Raw genomic sequence first — 18269 nt, forward strand, 5'->3', positions numbered from 1 at the left:
AATCGGGGCCGCCAAACCGGCGCAAGCCCCGCGCAAGCCTGGCGCGACAGCGGCCCCGCTGCGCCGACGCTCCGCGGGGCGAGAGGCAATTCCGTAAGCTTGACGCGATGTCCACCCTGTCGCCCCGTCGGCGCTTCGCCAGCCGTTAAGCTGTGCCGAGTTGAATACCCGTGCCAGATCGGATCAATCACCCGCTCCGCAATGGAGCAGGTAATTCTCAAAAATAGACATGTAAAAATTTACCAAGATTTAGGCGCAAGATTGCAATTTCAACTGCGGGATGGGATCCTGCGCCAAGCAGAGAAGGTGGAGCCCCATGGTCGAAATCTCCGACATTCGTGACGTGCTGAAGTCGCTGGAATCCCTCAAGGGCGTGGTCGACACCCTGGCGGACGACGACGACCTGTTCGAGAAGGGCCTCGATTCCTTCGGCTCCGTGCAACTGATGCTGGCCCTCGAGGAGCGGTTCGACATCGAGTTCCCGGACTCGGCGCTCGGCCGGCGCTCGTTCTCGACCATCCGGATCATCCGGGACACCGTCGCGGGCCTGCGTCAGCAGGAGGCCGCATGAACATGCATGTCGAGGTCGCGGCGACGGTGCCCGGTGCGGCACCCGTCGCGACGGACGCACCGGCGGGCGCCCTCGATGCGCGCGCCAAGCGCGCCGCGGACATCGCCGCCCGCCACGCCGACGCGGTCGACCGCGAGGGCCGCTTTCCGGCCGAAGCCGTGGCGGCGCTCAAGGCCGAGCGCCTGCTCGGCATCCAGGTGCCCGCCTCGCTCGGAGGGGAGGGGGCCTCGATGAGCGAGATCGCCGAGCTCTGCGCCGTTCTCGGCCGCGCCTGCTCGGCCGCTGCGATGGTGTTCGCCATGCACCACATCAAGCTCGCTAGCCTCGTCACCCACGGCGTCGACAGCACCTGGCATCGCGGCCTGATGCAGCGGATCGCCGGCGAGCAGATGCTAATCGCCTCCTCGACCACCGAGGCCGGCATCGGCGGCGATCTCCGCAACAGCCTCTGCGCCGTCGAGTCCGAGGGGACGGGAGACGGCGACACCTTCCGGCTGACCAAGGAGGCCAGCGTCATCTCGTACGGCGCGCAGGCCGACCTGATCCTCGCCACCGCCCGCCGCCACAAGGAGGCCGCGACCTCCGATCAGGTGCTGGTGGCGCTGCTCGCCGACCAGATCACGCTGGAGCGCACCAGCACCTGGGACACGCTCGGCATGCGCGGTACCTGCAGCGACGGCTTCCTGCTCAAGGCCGAGGGCCTGCCCGTGGCCCAGGTGCTGCAGAAGCCCTTCGCGGAGATCGCCGCGCAGTCGATGCTCGCCGCCTCGCACCTGCTGTGGGGCAGCGTGTGGTTCGGGATCGCGTCTTACGCGGTCGACCGCGCCCGCGCCTTCGTGCAGGCCGAGGCGCGCAAGAAGCCGGGCCAGGTGCCCCCGGGCGCGCTGCGGCTGGCGGAAGCCGCCAACGAGCTCCAGGCGATGAGGAGCACGGTGGTCGCCGGGCTCGCCCGCTACGAGGCCGCCAAGGGCGACCCCGACGCCCTGAGCGCCATCGGCTTCTCGATCATGCTCAACAACGTCAAGACCACGGTGTCGGCCCAGGCCGTCGACATCGTCCAGCGCGCCCTCTCGGTAGTGGGCCTCGCCGGCTACAAGAACGGCACCCCGTTCAGCCTCGGCCGGCAGCTGCGCGACGTCCTCTCGGCGCCGCTGATGATCAACAACGACCGCATCCTCTCCAACACCGCCAACCTTCTGCTGGTGCAGAAGGGCAGCGGCAAGCTCCTGAGCGCGTGATGGACCAGAGCCTCTCCTCCGATCTCCTGCCCGTCCAAGAGGCGGTCAACCCCGAGGCGATCGACGAGGCGCCTCCCGCGCCACGCTCGTTCCTCGACCGCCTGTTCGACCGCGGGCTCCTGATCCGCACCGGAGTCGACGGGCTCTACGGCCGCTCCGGCGCCTTCGAGAGCGTGGTCGAGGCCCTCGACCGGCTGGTCTCGCGCATCGGCGCGGCCGACGGCGCCGAGGCCCTGCGCTTTCCCCCCGGCATGGCCCGGTCGAGCTTCGAGCGCAGCGGCTACCTCAAGGGCTTCCCGCACCTCGCCGGCACGGTGCACAGCTTCTGCGGCAACGAGGCGGACCACGCCCGCCTGCTCGCCTGCCTCGATGCCGGCGAGGACTGGACCGCCAAGCAGGCCGCGACCGACATCGTCCTGACGCCGGCCGCCTGCTACCCGCTCTACCCGGTCGCCGCCGCCCGCGGCCGGCTGCCCGAGGGCGGGCTCTTGTTCGACCTGCAATCCTACTGCTTCCGGCACGAGCCCTCGCTGGAGCCGACCCGGATGCAGCTCTTCCGCATGCGCGAATACGTCCGCATGGGCACGCCCGAGCAGGTGCTGGCCTTCCGCGAGCTGTGGCTCGAGCGCGGCACCACGATGATGCGCGACCTCGGCCTGCCGCTCGCCATCGATCCGGCCAACGATCCGTTCTTCGGCCGCGCCGGCAAGATGCTCGCCAACAACCAGCGCGCCCAGGCGCTGAAGTTCGAGCTGAACGTGCCGGTCAACAGCGAGGACAAGCCGACCGCCTGCCTCAGCTTCAACTACCACCAGGACCATTTCGGCACGACCTGGGGCATCGAGCAGGCCGACGGCACCACCGCCCACACGGCCTGCGTCGGGTTCGGGCTGGAGCGGATCACCCTCGCGCTCCTGCGCCACCACGGCCTCGACCTCGACGCCTGGCCGGCGGAGGTCCGCGCCCAGCTCTTCGGCTGAGGCCAGGGATGTCGGCCGCCCTCGCTCTCTCCCTCGACGCGCCGCGGACGGAGACGTCCGCGGCCCCCCACACGCTCCACGCCCCCGACCGGACCTGGCCGGAGACGAACTGCTACGTCGATCTCTGGATCGAGCTCCTGCACCTGCGGGGGCTCGAGCCCGAGGCGATGCTGGGCTTCACCCTGCGCCAGGATTTCGAGGGCGACCAGTTCACCTTCTTCAAGCCGAAGGCCGCCGACCTCGAAGCGCTGTACGGCCTGGAGATCCTGGAGCTCGCGCTCTACGAGGACCTGGAGAGCCATGCGCGGGTCCAGGCGGGGCGCGGCCTGCCCGTGCTGGTCGAGGTCAACGCGTTCTTCCTGCCCGACACCGCCGGCACCACCTACCGGCGCGAGGCCTCGAAGACCACGATCGGGATCCTCGCCCTCGACCCGCGGGAGCGCCGGCTCGACTACCTCCACAATGCCGGTCGTTTCGCGCTCTCGGGCGAGGATTACGACGGCATCTTCACCCGCGGCGAACTCCTGCCCTATGCCGAGTTCGTGAAGCCCTGCGGCCCGGCCCTGGCGGGACGGGAACTCGCGGGCGCCGCCCTGGCGCTGCTGCGCCGGCACCGCGCCCATGCGCCGAGCACCAATCCGGTCACGGCCTTTCGCGCGGCGCTGGCGGGCAAGGACGACACCTTCGTGCAGCGCCCGCTCTCGGCCTTCCACGCCTACGCCTTCAACACCACGCGCCAGCTCGGGGCGAATTTCGAGCTCCTCGGCAGCCACCTCGCCTGGCTGACGGCGCAAGGGACGGGGCCGTTCGGCGAGGCGGCGGAGGCGGCGACGCGCCTGTCGCAGGAGGCCAAGGCCTTCCAGTTCCAGCTCGCCCGCGCCTATGCCCGCGGCAAGCTCGCCGGGCTGCCCGAGCGGCTCGCCGGCGCCGAGGCGACCTACGCGGCGGTGTTCCAGGCCCTGGATCGGGCGCTGGCGGCGGGGTGACGCGCGCGATCGGCGGATCGGGCCGATCCGAGACCGCGCAGCGGAGCGCGCCATACCGAGAGTGCCATCCGGCAAAAAGGGGCGGGTTGCCTCCTCTCCCCACCCGCGGGGAGAGGGGGAAGCCCGCGCCCTCCTTCCCCCGTCCTGACGGGGAGCGTTTCGGCGCCTTCGAACACGCGAAAACAGCCTCCGGGGACACCATGGCCGTTCTGCGCACCGTCGACCGGGCCCTCGACGGGCCGTGGGAGATGATCGTCACCGCCCCCGGCGCCTGCACGCACCCGGGCGACATCGACGGGCTCCCGGGCTTCATCGCGGCCCCGGTCCCCGGCACCGCCGCCGGCGCGTTGCGCGCCGCCAGGCTGTGGTCGGACGCGGCGCCGACGCCGCTGCACGGCTCCGACGTCTGGTACCGCACGGCGGTGGAGGGCCACGGCCGCGAGATCCTGCGCTTCGAGGGTCTCGCGACCCTGTGCGAGGTCTGGCTCGACGGGGAGCTTCGTCTCACCTCCCGCTCGATGTTCCTCGCCCACGAGATCGCGGTCGACCTCGACGGCACCCATACCCTCGCGCTCGCCTTCCGGTCGCTCGCCCGGGATCTCGCCCGGCCGCACAAGCGCGGCCGCTGGCGGCCGCAGCTCGCCACCCCGGGCTCGCTGCGCCACGCCCGCACCACGCTGCTCGGCTTCATGCCGGGCTGGTGCCCGGGCGTCGAGGCGGTCGGCCCCTACCGTACGGTCACCCGGAGAGGGGAGGGGGACCGCCCCACCGCCATCGACCTGCGAACCAGCGTCGCGGACGGGACCGGGAGCCTCACCGCCCGCTTCGACCTCCCCGGCGCCGCCGGTCCGGTCATCCTGCGCTGCGACGGCCGGGCGACCGTCCTCGCGGAGACCGCCCCCGGCCGGTTCGAGGGCCGGCTCGACCTGCCCGGCATCGCCCTGTGGTGGCCGCACACCCACGGCGAGCCGCGGCTGCACGCCGTCACGGTCGAGGCCGAGGGGCGGAGCTTCGATCTCGGCCGGGTCGGATTCCGCACGATCACGATGCGGCGCCCCTTCGCGGAGGGCCTGAGCCTCGCGGTCAACGGCGTACCGGTCTTCTGCCGCGGCGCCTGCTGGACCCCGCCCGACCTCGTCGGGCTGCCGGGCGAGCGCGCGGCCTACGCACCGCTCCTGGCGCTCGCCGTCGAGGCCGGCATGACCATGCTGCGGGTCGGCGGCACGATGGTGTACGAGGCGACGGCCTTCCACGACCTCTGCGACGAGCTCGGCCTCCTGGTCTGGCAGGACCTGATGCTGGCCAATTTCGACTATCCGGTCGACGACCCGGCCTTCCGGTCGGCCCTCGAATCGGAGATCGGCCAGCTCCTCGACCGGCTCCAGGCCTCGCCCTCGCTCTGCGTCGTCGGCGGCGGCAGCGAGGTCGAGCAGCAGGCCGCGATGCTGGGGTTTCCGGAAGCCGTCTGGCGCGCCACCGCGGTGGAGGCGATGCTGCGCGAGGCGGCGGCCGCGCGCCGGCCCGACCTCGTCGTGGTGCCGAACTCGCCCTCGGGCGGCGACCTGCCGTTCTCCACGAATGCCGGCGTGACCCACTATTACGGGGTCGGCGCCTATCTCCGCCCGTTCGAGGATGCCCGCCGGGCCGAGGTGCGCTTCGCCTCCGAGTGCCTGGCCTTCGCCAACGTGCCGGAGCCCGCCTCGCCCACGCAAGCCCGCCTCGCCGATCCGCGCGATCCGGCCTGGGCCCTCGGCGTGCCGCGCGACCGCGGCGCCGGCTGGGATTTCGAGGGCGTGCGCGACCATTACGTCGGCGCCCTCTACGGCCTCGATCCGGGCCGCCTGCGCGGCGACGACCCGGAGCGCTACCTAGTGCTCGGCCGCGCGGCGGTCGCCGAGGTGATGGAGGCGACCTTCGCCGAGTGGCGGCGCACCGGCTCGGTCACCGCCGGCGGCCTGGTCTGGCTCTGGCGCGACCTCGCGCCGGGCGCGGGCTGGGGCGTGGTCGACGTCGCCGGGCGGCCGAAATCGGCCTGGTACGCCCTGAAGCGCGCCTTCCGGCCGGTCCAGGCGCTCCTCACCGACGAGGGCCTGAACGGCCTCCACGCCCACCTGCTGAACGAGACCGCCGAGCCGGTCGACGCCGTCCTGACGCTCACCTTCGCCACCGGCGCCGGCAAGGTCGCCGCCAGGGCCGAGCGGGCGGTGTCCCTGGCGCCCCGCTCCGCGCTCGCCCTGTCCTCGGGCGCGCTGCTCGGCCGCTTCTTCGACGCCACCGCCGCCTACCGCTTCGGCCCGGCGGCGCACGACCTCGCGCATCTGCGGCTCGGCCGCCCCGACGGCACGGTGCTGGCCGACGCCTTCCACTTCCCGGCCGGGCGGGCCGCCGCTCCCCGGGAGATCGGGCTCTCGGCGGAGCTGGTCGAGGGCGGGACCGGCGCCGCGCTGCGGATCGCGACGGACCATCACGCGCTGTCGGTCCATATCGGCCTCGACGGGGAGGGGAGGCCGGCGGACAACTGGTTTCACCTCGCGCCGGGCAGCGAGCGCCTGATCGCACTGCACGCGACGGCGGGACGGCCGAGCGGCACGGTGCGGGCGGTGAACGGGACCGAGACGGTCCGGTTCTGAGCGCCGGGACGGCGGCGCGCGTCGGCAAGGGCGGGCCTGCGCGCCCCGGTCACGCCCCTGCGGCCGCGCGCGCCGCGACACCCGCGACGACCTCCTCGACGATTTCTTGAAGGTCCTCCCGGGACGCCCCGTCGCGGGCCTGGATCGAGATCCCCTGCATCGCGGCGCTCAGGTGCCGGGCCAGCCGCTCGGCCCGATCGGGCGGCGCGAAGGCGGCGAGCGACTGCGCGATCCGCCGCCGGAGGGCCTCCCGCCGCTCGCCGGCCTCGCGGGCGAGCGCGGCGTGATCCGGGTGGCAGGCGACGAGGCCGCTCGACACCATGCAGCCCCGCTCCCGCTCGCGGTGCGTGACCGCCGCCACGGCCCCTTCGAGCAGCAGGCGCACCGCCTCCGGCAACGATCCCGCCGCCGCGACGGCGGAGAGATCCAGGCGCCCCGGCATCTCCTCGTAGCGGGCCAGCGCGGCCCGGTAGAGGCCGGCCTTGCTGCCGAACGCCGCGTAGAGGCTCGGCGGCGCGATCCCGATCGCCTTCGTCAGGTCGCCGACGGAGACGCCCTCGTAGCCATGACGCCAGAACAGCAGCATCGCGGTCTCCACCGCCGCCTCCCGGTCGAAGCTCCAGGGCCGTCCGCCCGGCCGTCGCGCATCCCGTTCCATATCGAACACTAAACAACCGTTGACACCCCGTGTCAAACCGGTTTGATAGCGATCGTTAAACAACAGGAGACGAGCCCATGCAGCCGACGCGCCGCGCCGCTCTCACCGCCGCTCTCGCCACCATGGCCCTCCGGCCCGGCGCCGCCGGGGCAGCGTCGCCCGCCCGGCCGGCGCAGGCGGCCGGGGACGGCGCTCCGATCCCGGTCCGCTCCAGCGACGGCACAGGGCTGGCCGCGGAGGCGGCGGGGGATCCGGCCGCGCCCGAGATCCTGTTCGTCCACGGGCTCCGGCAGAGCCGGCTGAGCTGGGACCGGCAATTCGCCGACCCGGCCCTTTCGGGCTTCCGGCGGGTGCGCTTCGACCTGCGCGGGCACGGCGACTCGGACAAGCCCGACGCCCTCGACGCCTACGCGGCGGCCGACCTCTGGGCCGACGACGTCGCCGCGGTGATCGCCGCCGCGGGCCTGCGCCGTCCCGTGCTGGTGGGCTGGTCGCTCGGCGGCTACGTGGCCGGGGCCTACCTGCGCAAGTACGGCGGCGCGGGCATCGCCGGGATCAACCTCGTCGATGCCGTGACCCGGTTGTCCCCGGACCTGCTCACGCCGCTCGCCGGCGACTTCACCCGGAGCGCGACCTCGCACGACCTCGGCACGCGCGTCGCCGCGACCGCGGACTTCCTCGCCGCCTGCTTCCACCGGCCGCCGACCGGCCTCGACTGGCAGCGGATGCTCGTCGTCAACGGCATGGCGGCGCGGGCGGCGAACGAGGGCTTCGTCAGGACCGCGACCACCGATCTCGAGCCGGTCTTCGCCGCCTATGACGGCCCGATCCTGCTGACCCACGGGCTCCACGACCGCCTCGTCCGGCTGGCGATGTCCGAGCGGATCGCGGCGCTCGGGCCGGGTCGTCGCCTGTCGGTCTATGCCGAGAGCGGGCACAGCCCGTTCTTCGAAGAACCGGCCCGGTTCGGGGCCGAGCTCGCGGCCTTCGTGCTCGCGGCCGACGGCCCGGCGGTACGGCCGTGACGCCGGCATCGCGGCATCTCTTCCCGGACCTTGCCGCCCTCGCCATGCGGGCCGGCGGCGTCCGCTTCGCCGGGATGCGCGGCGGCTCCGGGCCGCGGCTTTTGCGAAACCGGATTGGTGCGACGAACGCGGCGCCTCATGGGGTTCCGATCGCTCGGCGATTGCTGCGCGATCGCTTCGCGAGGCGGAAACCGCGTCACTCCCCGCGCTGCAGCTCCGCCAGCGGCGCCGTCAGGGTGCAGACCGCCCCCTCGGGCGGGTAGTGCATCGCCACCTCGCCGTCGACGGTGCCGGCGAGCCCGCGCTCGATCAGGCGCGAGCCGAAGCCCCGGCGGGCCGGCGGCACCACCCTGGGACCGCCATGCTCCTGCCAGCGCAGGGCGAGGACCGGCGCGTCCGGGCCGTCGATGCGCCAGTCGAGGGTGACGTGGCCTTCGGGCACCCGCAGCGCCCCGTACTTGACCGCGTTGGTGGCGAGTTCGTGCGCCATCAGGGCGAGCGAGAGGGCCGCCCGCGACCCGCACGGCACCGGCGGCCCCGCGAGGCGGAAGCGCCCGGGCCGGCCGTCGTCGTGGATCGCCAGCGCGCCTTCGAGCACCGCCCGCAGGGACGCGCTCTCGCCCTCGCCGGTGAGCAGGAGGTCGTGGGCCTTGCCGAGCGCGATCAGCCGGGCCGCCAGGGCCTCGCGGGCCGCCATCGGGTCGGCCGCGTTGCGCAGGGTCTGCATGGCGATGGCCTGCACCATCGCCAGGGTGTTCTTGAGCCGGTGGCTCAGCTCGCGGTTGAGGATCTCCTGCTGCGCCTCCGCGGCCTTGCGGGCCGAGATGTCGTGGCCCACCGCGGCGAAGCCCTCGAAGGCGCCGCCGGGCCCTCGCAACGCGAACAGGTTGTAGCGGACCGGCACCGCGGCGCCGGTGGCGAGGTTGCGCAGGCGGAAATCGCCGCTCCAGGACCCACCGCTCCAAGACCCACCATAGGCCCCGCCGTCCCGGATCGCCGGCAGGATCGTCGCCTCGGCGAAGGGCAGGTCTTCGGCCGGGAAGAAGTCGGTCAGGCGCATCGCCCGGGCCGCGGCCTCGTCGGCGAGGCCCACCAGGGCGCGGCCGGCCGGGTTGACGTAGGCGATCCGCCCTTCCGCATCCGCGATGGCGATGAAGTCGCTCGACTGCTCGGCGACGAGGGCGAGGCGGCGCAGCTGCGCCTCGGCCCGGCGCTGCTCGGTCACGTCGAGGAAGACCGTCACCGCCGCCCGGATCGCCCCGTCCTCGTCGCGCACCGGCGCGCTCGAGACCTCGAGCCGGCGCAGGCCCGTGGCGGCGTTGCGGTAGAGCATCGCCTCGCCGCTCACCACGGTCCCGTCCCGCAGGGCGCGCAGCGACGGATAGTCGTCCGGGGCGTAGGGGCGCCCGTCGGCATGGACGGCGCCGAAGCGCTCGTAGCGGGCGAGGGCCCGCGCGACGAGGCCGTGGCCCAGGATCTCCTCGCCCTTCGCGTTGATGAGGTTCGGCCCGCCCGGCTCGTGCCCGACGACCGAGATGCCGACCGGCGCCTGCCGGAAGACCGATTCGAGCAGGCTGCGCTCGAGGTCGAGCCGGCGCGCGGAGTCGCGCCGGGCGGCCTCCGCGCGCTCGCGCTCGGAGAGGTCGAACATGGCGCCGATCATCCGCACGGCGCGGCCCGCCTCGTCGCGGATCACCGAGCCGCGGTCGAGCACCCGGGCGTAGGAGCCGTCGGCCCGGCGGAAGCGGTACTCGTCGCTCCAGGCGGTTCCGCCCCCGTCGATGACGGCGTGGATCGAGGCGTCGATCCGGGCGCGGTCGTCGGGGTGGATGTGGTCAATCCACCAGGCGCCCGTGGTCGAGCCGGCCTCGGGAGCGTGGCCGTAGGCGGCCTCCAGCGCCTCGTTCCAGAGAACCTGGTCGGCGGAAAAGTCCCAGTCCCAGATCGCGTCGTTGGTGGCCCGCGCCGCGAGGCGGTAGCGCTCCTCGGTGGCCCGCGCCGCCCGGAGCGCCGTCTCGCGATCCGCCGCCACCCGGCGCAGGGCGAGCTGGGTCATCAGCTGGCGCGCCAGCGCCCGCAGGTCGCCGGCCTCGGTCTCGGACAGGCCGTCCGGCCGGGACACGTAGTCGATCACGCAGAGCGTGCCGAGCACCTGCCCCTCCGGCGTGCGCAGGGGGGCGCCGGCATAGAACCGGATGCCGGGCTCGGCGGTGACGAGGGGATTGGCCCGGGTGCGGGGATCCCGGCTCAGGTCGGGGATGACGAGGAGCGAATCGGGCTGCGCCAGGGCGTGGGCGCAGACCGAGCTGTCGAGATCCGTCTGCGGCCAGGGGAAGCCCGTGCGGGCCTTGAACCACTGCCGGTCGCCGGCGACCAGGCTCACCAGCGCCACCGGCGCGTCGCACAGGCGGCTGGCCAGCCGCACCACGTCGTCGAACCCCCGCTCGGGCAGGGTGTCGAGCACCGCGTAGCCGTCGAGCGCGGCGAGGCGCTCGGGGTCGCAGACGGGGCTCGGCAGGTCGGGGGGACGGGGCATTCAGGGCCGGCGGGGTGATCCGGTCCCGCTCTTAGCGCGAAGGTGCATGCCCCGTCACCGTCGATCCCCCGTCATCCTGAAGGGATTGCCCTCCGCCTTCAGTCGATCACCTCGACGATCCGGCGGGTGCCGGGCTCGACCAGGACCGGATGGTCGTTGACGATTGTGTAGTTGAGGCCCTTGAGGGCGAATTCCGGCGGCACGTCGTAGTAGACGACGCCGTCCGGCGGCAGCACCGTGCCGACCTGCACCGGGCCCGCGAGGCGGAAGGACGGCCGGTGCTCGCCGGCGGCGTAGATGCGGAAGCGCTCGCGCCGGTCGATCCCCAGGATGCTGTTGGCGGTGCCGACCGCGGCCCCGATGGCGCCGCCCACCACCGCGCCCACCGGCCCGGCGATCGCCTCGCCCCGCGTCGCGCCGTCCTGCGCGCCGCGCGCCGTGCCTTGCGCCTGCGCGGCGGCGATGCCGAAGCCGAGGAGGAGGGCGGCGAGGGGCAGGGCGGTACGGCGGAGGGAGCGAGAAGTCATGACGGGCGGTCTCGGGCGAGCTTGGCTGTTGGACCGAGAACCGCGCGGCCGCCATTCCGGTTCCCGGACGCGACCGGTCGAGGCGGCGCGCGGCATCCGGATTCGGCGTTAACCGCGATTGAAGAGGATCGGGGACGGAATCGAAAAACCCTGTTTCGTCCACGATTTGGAAGGCGGGCGGGTCCTAGCGTCGCCGGCATGAGACGGAGTGCGGGACGGCATCGCGGCGGGAACGGGACGGCACGGCGCGGGCCGGCGCATCCGGCTGCGGGCCTGACACGGGCGTGACGATGAGCCATCGGCGCAACGACCAGATCGACATGGTGGTGCCCTTCGTGCACTTCCGCGACCAGCGGGAGACGATGGAGCGGCCGTTCTTCTCGATCGCCAAGCAGAAGCGGCTCAAGGAGATCGACTATACGAGCCCCGACGGCTCGGTCTGGGTGCGGGTGCTGCCGAACCAGGCCTACGGCATGGCGACGATCTGGGACGCCGACATCCTGATCTGGGCCGCCTCGACGATCTGCGAGATGAAGAAGCGCGGCCGCAACGACATCCCGCGCAAGCTCCACTTCATGCCCTACGACCTCCTGAAGGGCATCGGCCGCGAGACCGGCGGGCGCCAGTACAAGCTCCTGCGCGACGCGCTGTTTCGCCTGCAATCGACCTCGGTGCGCACCAACATCCGGGCCGAGAAGGCCAAGCGCAAGGAGCGGCAGTTCAGCTGGATCGACGCCTTCGACGACACGATCGACGAGGAAACCAATGCCAGCCGGGGCATGTCGATCACCCTGTCGGACTGGTTCTACGAGGGCGTGCTGATGGATGGCGGCGTGCTCGCCATCGACCCCACCTATTTCGGCATCACCGGCGGGCGCGAGCGCTGGCTCTACCGCATCGCCCGCAAGCATGCCGGCGGGGCGGGGGAGGGGGGGTTCGCCATCAGCCTGCCGACCCTGTTCGACAAGTCGGGCGCCGAGGGCACCTATCGCCGGTTCAAGTTCGAGATCGCCAAGATCGCCAAGGCCGACGAACTGCCGGGCTTCGTGCTGCGGATCGAGGACAAGGAGCGCGGCGAGCCGCACCTGCGGATGATCCGCCGCGACCTCGCGAGCGACGAGGTTCTGGCGGCTCCGGCGGAGAAGCCGAAACGCACCCGCAAGCCCAAGGCCGGGGCCGAGCTGCCGCTCTTCCGCCACCTGTCGGACGAGACGATCGCGCTGTGCCGCAAGGCCCATCCGGGCTGGGACGTCTACGGCCTCAAGACCGAGTTCGACCACTGGCTCGAGGGCGACGCGACCCGCGAGCCGAAGAACTACGAGAGCGCCTTCCTGGGCTTCGCCGAGCGGTTCGTGCGCGACGCCCGGTAATCCACAGGCCCCGCCGTTCCCGATGTACGGGTCGGCGGGCGGGAGGAGCGGACGGCCCCGAGGGGAAATCCCCGGAATCCCTGTGAATGACTCGGGCCTCGTCGGCACATCGGGAACGCCGCGGGGGCGGATCGGTACTTCGGGAACGGCCCCGTCCCATCGGGAACGCCGGCACGGCACATCGGGGACGCGAGGGCCGGCACAACGGGGACGAATCCTCGGTACATCGGGAACGGCCGACTCGCGTTAAGCTTTTGGGCGGGTTCGCGGAATCGCTGCCGCCGGAGCGCCTAAATCCATAAAGATTCCTGTAACACTCTAAACGGTGCATACTGGGGAAAACCCGGACAGGGAGCGTGGACCCCGAGTCGTGCGCGGCAATCGCGAGTCGAGAGGCGAGTCACAGGGCGTCCACAGGAGTCCACCGGACTCGTCGGAACGAACCAATCGGCCACGGCGTCTGTCGAACCGGGGGAACCGGGCTGGACTCGACTCGCGTAAGCTTTCCTGTGGGACTCTTCGGGAGGGAGGATCGGGTTCTCGACTCGCGGGACCTCGCATCGTACGAGCGGATGCACGGGATCGGACAGGCCACCGGTCAAGGCGCGAAGGCGAAACGGCGAAGGGTGGCGCCTCGGCGAGCCGTTCGTGAAGTACGCCCTGACGGCGGTCGGTCCGTGTGGCGAGGCCTTGCAGCGGTCGGCCCAGGCAACCGGGCGGATTGGAAGGCTCGATCGCGATGAGGCCGGAGCGGTACGCGGCCTGATGCGAAACGGTGCGGCGGAGGCCGACGTACATCGGGGACAGCGGGGACAAGCAGCCGACCGGGCAGGAAGCCCTGCACGGTTTCCCCGCAATCCAACCCCTGCACCCGTGGACGAGGCGGACGTCAGAGGGCGGTCCCGGGGATCGCGACGCCGAAATCCAGGAACGGACCGGACCGCGCTGCCGGGACGTCCAGGCGATCGGTTTTCGTGAATACCGGTCCCGTTCCCGAAATACGCCGCGCGTCATCCGGCGCGGACTTGCAGAAAAATCGCCGTTCGGCTGCTCGTGCGACCCAGATCTCATCCTGAGGGATGGGCAGTTCGACGATCGGCCCAACCCGGCGAACGGCTCCAGCGGAGGTGACAACCGCTGCAGCCGTTCCGCGAGATGGGTCGATGATCGCTCGATCGATTCCCTTAAGGCCCGGGTCGCATGCGCGAAGACGCCCTCACCCGAGCGAGGGCAGGTCCAGCCCATGCTCCCGGGCGCAGGCGACCGCCTCGTCGTAGCCGGCATCGGCGTGGCGCATCACGCCGGTGGCGGGGTCGTTCCACAGGACGCGTTCCAGGCGCCGGTCGGCGTCCTCGCTGCCGTCGCAGACGATGACCATGCCGGAATGCTGCGAAAACCCCATCCCGACGCCGCCGCCGTGGTGCAGCGAGACCCAGGTGGCGCCCGACGCGGTGTTGAGGAGCGCGTTCAGGAGCGGCCAGTCGGAGACCGCGTCCGAGCCGTCGCGCATCGCCTCGGTCTCGCGGTTCGGCGAGGCGACCGAGCCGGAATCGAGGTGGTCGCGGCCGATGACGATCGGGGCCTTCAATTCGCCCTTGCGCACCATCTCGTTGAAGGCCAGCCCGAGGCGGTGGCGGTCTCCGAGGCCGACCCAGCAGATCCGCGCCGGCAGGCCCTGGAACCGGATCTTGTCCCGCGCCATGTCGAGCCAGCGGTGGAGGTGGTGGTTGTCGGGCAGAAGCTCCTTCACCTTGGCGTCGGTCGCGTAGATGTCCTCCGGGTCGCCCGAGAGGGCGCACCAGCGGAACGGCCCGACGCCGCGGCAGAAGAGCGGACGGATATAGGCCGGCACGAAGCCCGGGAAGGCGAAGGCGTCCTCGACCCCTTCTTCCAGCGCCATCTGCCGGATGTTGTTGCCGTAATCGACCACCGGCACGCCGGCGCGGTGGAAATCGAGCATCGCCCGGACGTGCACCGCCATCGAGCGCTTGGCCGCCGCGGCGACCGCGGCCGGATCGGTCTCGCGCCGGGCTTCCCACTCGGCGACCGTCCAGCCCGCCGGCAGGTAGCCGTTGACCGGATCGTGGGCCGAGGTCTGGTCGGTGACGCAATCGGGGCGCACGCCGCGGGCGTAGAGCTCGCCGAACACGTCCGCGGCGTTGCCCAGCAGCGCCACCGAGCGCGGGGTCTTGGTGCGGCGGGATTCCTCGATCAGCTCCAGGGCGTGGTCGAGGTCGCGGGCCTGGACGTCGACGTAGCCGGTGCGCAGCCGGAACTCGATGCGCGAGGCCTGCGCCTCGACCGCGAGGCAGGAGGCCCCCGCCATGGTGGCGGCCAGCGTCTGCGCGCCACCCATGCCGCCGAGACCCGCGGTGAGGATCCACCGGCCCGACAGGTCGCCGGCGTAGTGCTGGCGGCCCATCTCGACGAAGGTCTCGTAGGTGCCCTGCACGATGCCCTGGCTGCCGATGTAGATCCAGGAGCCGGCCGTCATCTGGCCGTACATCATCAGGCCCTTGCGATCGAGCTCGTGGAAATGCTCCCAGGTCGCCCAGTGCGGCACCAGGTTCGAGTTGGCGATCAGCACCCGGGGGGCGTCGGCATGGGTGCGAAACACGCCCACCGGCTTGCCCGACTGCACCAGCAGGGTCTGGTCGTCGTCGAGATCCTTCAGGGCCGCCACGATGCGGTCGAAGCTCGCCCAGTCCCGCGCCGCCCGGCCGATGCCGCCATAGACCACCAGCTCGCCCGGGCGTTCGGCGACGTCGGGATCGAGGTTGTTCATCAGCATCCGGAGCGGCGCCTCGGTGAGCCAGCTCTTGGCGGTGAGGGTGGCGCCATGGGGGGCGCGGATGGTGCGGGCGTTGTCGATGCGGCTCATGGGCAGGGGCTCCGGGCGGGAGGGTGGGGTTCGATCGTGGGGTGGCTGGTCCTCATCGCGCTCCGCAGATGCGGGCGTGCAGCGGGTTGAAGCCCATGCGGTAGACGAGCTCGGCCGGCCGCTCGACCGACCACACCGCGAGGTCGGCGCGCTTGCCGGCCTCGAGGGTTCCGACCTCGGACAGGAGGCCGAGGGCGCGGGCGGCCTCGCGGGTCACGCCGGCCAGGCACTCGTCGACGGTGAGGCGAAACAGGGTCGCGGCCATGTTCATGGCGAGCAGCAGCGAGGTCAGCGGCGAGGTGCCCGGATTGGCGTCGGTGGCGACCGCCATCGGAACGCCGTGCTGCCGGAAGAGCCCGACCGGCGGCAGCTTGGTCTCGCGGATGAAGTAGTAGGCGCCGGGCAGGAGCACCGCGACGGTGCCGCTTTTCGCCATGGCGGCGGCGCCGGCTTCGTCGGTATGCTCCAGGTGATCGGCCGAGAGGGCGCCGTGGCGCGCCGCCAGCGCGGCCCCGCCGAGATTCGAGAGCTGGTCGGCATGGAGCTTCACCGGCAGGCCGAGGCTCTCGGCACGCGCGAACACCCGCGCGACCTGGTCGGGCGAGAAGGCGATGCCCTCGCAGAACGCGTCGACCGCATCGACCAGGCCTTCCGCGGCGAGCGCCGGCAGCATCGTGTCGGCGACCTCGGCGATGAACGCGTCCTTGTCGCCGCGAGCCTCCGGCGGCAGGGCGTGGGCGCCGAGGAACGTGGTGCGGATCGAGACCGGCCGCATCCCGGCGAGGCGGCGGGCGGCGCGGAGCGTCTTGCGCTCGCTCGCGAGGTCGAGCCCGTAGCCCGACTTCACCTCGACCGTGGTGACGCCCTCGGCGATCAGCGCGTCGAGCCGCGGCAGGGTCTCGCGCACGAGGTCGTCCTCGCTCGCCTTGCGCAGGGCGGCGACCGACGAGACGATGCCGCCGCCGGCCCGCGCCACCTCCTCGTAGGAGGCCCCGGCGAGCCGCAGCTCGAACTCGTGCGCCCGGTCGCCGGCCCAGACGAGGTGGGTGTGGCAGTCGATCAGCCCCGGGGTGATCCAGCGGCCCTCGCCGTCGACCACCTCGGCGCCCGCCAGCGCCCCCGGCAGCCCGGCCTCGGGCCCGGCATACAGGATGCGGCCGTCGCGGACCGCGAGCGCGCCCCGCTCCACCGCGCCGATCCCGGGAAGCCCGGGCGCGAAGGTGGCGAGCCGGACGTTGCGCCAGACCCGCGGCCCGTCTTCTGTCTCGCTCATGCACGTCTCCCGTGATTCGCGCATATGTATAGACATTATCGGTGCGCTTTGTATAGACATGAATGGACGGAGCGCTGCCGCGCCCGCTCGTCCTCGCCCCCATCCTCGTCCTCGCCCCCATGCAGGAGACGCGCCGATGACCGTGCTGCACGCGAGCCATGCCCTCACCCCCACGGGCTGGCAGGCCGACCTCCGGCTGACCGTGGCCGAGGGGCGGTTCTCGGCGGTCGAGGCCGGTTGCGCCCCGCAGCCCGGCGACACCCGGGTGGCCGTGCTGGTGCCGGGCCTGCCGAACCTCCACAGCCACGCCTTCCAGCGCGGCATGGCCGGGCTCGCCGAGCGGCGCGGCCCCGCCGCCGACACGTTCTGGACCTGGCGCGAGACGATGTACCGTTTCGCCCTGCGGATGAGCCCGGACGAGGCCGAGGCGGTGGCGGCGCAGGCCTATGTCGAGATGCTCGAATCCGGCTTCACCCGGGTCGGCGAGTTCCACTACCTGCACCACGCGCCCGACGGTGCGCCCTACGCCAACGTCGCCGAGATGGCCGAACGGATCGCCGCGGCGGCCTCCCTCGCGGGCCTGCGCCTCACCCTGCTGCCGGTGCTCTACCGCCGGTCGAATTTCGGCGGCATCGCACCGAACGACGGCCAGCGCCGCTTCGTCTCCGATCTCGATCTCTTCGCCCGCATGGTCGAGGCCTCCCGGGCCGTCGTGGCGGATCTGCCCGGCGCCACCCTGGGCGTCGCGCCCCACAGCCTGCGGGCGGTGACGCCCGACGACCTGACGGCGGCGGTCGCGCTGGCCGACGGCGGGCCGGTCCATATCCACGCCGCCGAGCAGGTGCGGGAGGTCGAGGAGTGCCTGGCCTGGTCCGGCGCGCGCCCGGTGGAGTGGCTCCTCGATCACGCCGGGCTCGATCCGCGCTGGTGCCTGATCCACGCCACCCACATGACGCCCGACGAGACCGCCCGCTTCGCCGGAAGCGGCGCCGTCGCCGGCCTGTGCCCGGTGACCGAGGCGAGCCTCGGCGACGGCATCTTCCCGGCGCCGGACTTCGTCGCGGCGGGCGGCCGCTACGGGGTCGGCACCGATTCGAACGTGCTGGTCGGCGCCGCCGACGAGCTGCGCCAGCTCGAATACGCCCAGCGCCTCGGGCACCGCCAGCGCAACGTGCTCGCCGCCCCCGGCGCCTCGACCGGCCGCGCGCTCTTCGACGCGGCGCTCGCCGGCGGCGGCCAGGCCCTGGCCGCGGAGGGCGGCGGCCTCGCCCCCGGGGCCCCGGCCGATTGCGTGGCGCTGGCCGGGACGGATCCGGCGCTGATCGAGCGCCACGGCGACGCCCTCCTCGACGGCTGGATCTTCGCCGCCGGCTCCCGCGCGGTGGACGCGGTCTGGGTCGCCGGGCGCCAGGTCGTCGCGGGCGGGCGCCACCATGCCCGGGAGGCGGTGGGCTCGCGGTACGCGGCGGCGCTCGGGCGGCTGATGGCGGAGTGACACGGGATCCGGAAGGATTCCGGATCCCGGACCAAGAGCCCGCGCGGCGGAGCCGCAGGCTCCACACGCCGGGGCGATGCGGAAATCGGATGGGGCGCG

General features: G+C 72.6%; 13 protein-coding genes. 8 read left to right on the forward strand and 5 right to left on the reverse strand.

Annotated features, from left to right (window positions below):
* Window positions 1–316: 316 nt before the first annotated feature.
* From V3T34_RS25700 to V3T34_RS25720, 5 genes are all read left to right on the forward strand, one after another.
* On the forward strand, window positions 317–571 hold the full coding sequence (locus V3T34_RS25700) for an acyl carrier protein (RefSeq protein WP_060850790.1): 255 nt from the start codon (window positions 317–319) through the stop codon (window positions 569–571).
* Window positions 568–1809, forward strand: coding sequence for an acyl-CoA dehydrogenase family protein (locus tag V3T34_RS25705; RefSeq protein WP_305076858.1), 1242 nt, complete (start codon window positions 568–570; stop codon window positions 1807–1809). Before V3T34_RS25700 ends, V3T34_RS25705 begins: the two co-directional genes overlap by 4 nt.
* Complete coding sequence (locus tag V3T34_RS25710) at window positions 1809–2789, forward strand: amino acid--[acyl-carrier-protein] ligase (protein ID WP_305076859.1); 981 nt, start codon at window positions 1809–1811, stop codon at window positions 2787–2789. Before V3T34_RS25705 ends, V3T34_RS25710 begins: the two co-directional genes overlap by 1 nt.
* 8 nt (window positions 2790–2797) lie before the next feature.
* On the forward strand, window positions 2798–3775 hold the full coding sequence (locus tag V3T34_RS25715) for a DUF1839 family protein (RefSeq protein WP_305076860.1): 978 nt from the start codon (window positions 2798–2800) through the stop codon (window positions 3773–3775).
* A 200-nt stretch (window positions 3776–3975) separates the two neighbouring features.
* A complete protein-coding gene (locus V3T34_RS25720) occupies window positions 3976–6405 on the forward strand; it encodes a glycosyl hydrolase 2 galactose-binding domain-containing protein (RefSeq protein ID WP_305076861.1) in 2430 nt (809 codons plus the stop codon).
* Between the two features lie 49 nt (window positions 6406–6454).
* Here the strand turns inward: V3T34_RS25720 and V3T34_RS25725 are convergent, their stop codons facing one another.
* Entirely contained in the window at window positions 6455–7063 is a 609-nt protein-coding gene (locus V3T34_RS25725; protein ID WP_060850793.1) for a TetR/AcrR family transcriptional regulator, read from the reverse strand.
* Between the two features lie 77 nt (window positions 7064–7140).
* Here V3T34_RS25725 and V3T34_RS25730 point away from each other — a divergent pair, with 77 nt between their 5' ends.
* The gene (locus tag V3T34_RS25730; RefSeq protein WP_305076862.1) at window positions 7141–8088 is read left to right on the forward strand and encodes an alpha/beta fold hydrolase; all 948 of its coding nucleotides are present in this window, start codon (window positions 7141–7143) and stop codon (window positions 8086–8088) included.
* A 196-nt stretch (window positions 8089–8284) separates the two neighbouring features.
* On the opposite strand, the gene V3T34_RS25735 is transcribed toward V3T34_RS25730, so the two are convergent.
* Both V3T34_RS25735 and V3T34_RS25740 read right to left on the reverse strand, forming a co-directional pair.
* Complete coding sequence (locus tag V3T34_RS25735) at window positions 8285–10624, reverse strand: PAS domain S-box protein (protein ID WP_060850795.1); 2340 nt, start codon at window positions 10622–10624, stop codon at window positions 8285–8287.
* A gap of 98 nt (window positions 10625–10722) precedes the next feature.
* Window positions 10723–11151: a DUF1236 domain-containing protein gene (locus V3T34_RS25740; protein WP_305076863.1), complete on the reverse strand. Its 429-nt coding sequence runs from the start codon at window positions 11149–11151 to the stop codon at window positions 10723–10725.
* Between the two features lie 290 nt (window positions 11152–11441).
* On the opposite strand from V3T34_RS25740, the gene V3T34_RS25745 reads away from it, so the two are divergent.
* Window positions 11442–12521 carry a replication initiator protein A gene (locus V3T34_RS25745; RefSeq protein ID WP_305076901.1) on the forward strand — a complete coding sequence of 360 codons (1080 nt, stop codon included), beginning with the start codon at window positions 11442–11444 and terminating at the stop codon, window positions 12519–12521.
* A gap of 1216 nt (window positions 12522–13737) precedes the next feature.
* On the opposite strand, the gene hutU is transcribed toward V3T34_RS25745, so the two are convergent.
* Complete coding sequence (gene hutU / locus V3T34_RS25750) at window positions 13738–15402, reverse strand: urocanate hydratase (protein ID WP_091885732.1); 1665 nt, start codon at window positions 15400–15402, stop codon at window positions 13738–13740.
* Window positions 15403–15454: 52 nt separating this feature from the next.
* A complete protein-coding gene (gene hutI, locus V3T34_RS25755; RefSeq protein ID WP_305076864.1) occupies window positions 15455–16675 on the reverse strand; it encodes an imidazolonepropionase in 1221 nt (406 codons plus the stop codon).
* 136 nt (window positions 16676–16811) lie between these two features.
* Here hutI and V3T34_RS25760 point away from each other — a divergent pair, with 136 nt between their 5' ends.
* Entirely contained in the window at window positions 16812–18170 is a 1359-nt protein-coding gene (locus V3T34_RS25760) for a formimidoylglutamate deiminase (protein ID WP_305076865.1), read from the forward strand.
* Window positions 18171–18269 lie beyond the last annotated feature (99 nt).

This window comes from Methylobacterium ajmalii, from assembly GCF_036448855.1.
GTDB lineage: Bacteria > Pseudomonadota > Alphaproteobacteria > Rhizobiales > Beijerinckiaceae > Methylobacterium > Methylobacterium ajmalii.

Coding starts and splice junctions, on each gene's coding strand:
- V3T34_RS25700 (WP_060850790.1), top strand. CDS start 317: ATGGTCGAAATCTCCGACATTCGTGACGTGCTGAAGTCGCTGGAATCC.
- V3T34_RS25705 (WP_305076858.1), top strand. CDS start 568: ATGAACATGCATGTCGAGGTCGCGGCGACGGTGCCCGGTGCGGCACCC.
- V3T34_RS25710 (WP_305076859.1), top strand. CDS start 1,809: ATGGACCAGAGCCTCTCCTCCGATCTCCTGCCCGTCCAAGAGGCGGTC.
- V3T34_RS25715 (WP_305076860.1), top strand. CDS start 2,798: ATGTCGGCCGCCCTCGCTCTCTCCCTCGACGCGCCGCGGACGGAGACG.
- V3T34_RS25720 (WP_305076861.1), top strand. CDS start 3,976: ATGGCCGTTCTGCGCACCGTCGACCGGGCCCTCGACGGGCCGTGGGAG.
- V3T34_RS25725 (WP_060850793.1), bottom strand. CDS start 7,063: ATGGAACGGGATGCGCGACGGCCGGGCGGACGGCCCTGGAGCTTCGAC.
- V3T34_RS25730 (WP_305076862.1), top strand. CDS start 7,141: ATGCAGCCGACGCGCCGCGCCGCTCTCACCGCCGCTCTCGCCACCATG.
- V3T34_RS25735 (WP_060850795.1), bottom strand. CDS start 10,624: ATGCCCCGTCCCCCCGACCTGCCGAGCCCCGTCTGCGACCCCGAGCGC.
- V3T34_RS25740 (WP_305076863.1), bottom strand. CDS start 11,151: ATGACTTCTCGCTCCCTCCGCCGTACCGCCCTGCCCCTCGCCGCCCTC.
- V3T34_RS25745 (WP_305076901.1), top strand. CDS start 11,442: ATGAGCCATCGGCGCAACGACCAGATCGACATGGTGGTGCCCTTCGTG.
- hutU (WP_091885732.1), bottom strand. CDS start 15,402: ATGAGCCGCATCGACAACGCCCGCACCATCCGCGCCCCCCATGGCGCC.
- hutI (WP_305076864.1), bottom strand. CDS start 16,675: ATGAGCGAGACAGAAGACGGGCCGCGGGTCTGGCGCAACGTCCGGCTC.
- V3T34_RS25760 (WP_305076865.1), top strand. CDS start 16,812: ATGACCGTGCTGCACGCGAGCCATGCCCTCACCCCCACGGGCTGGCAG.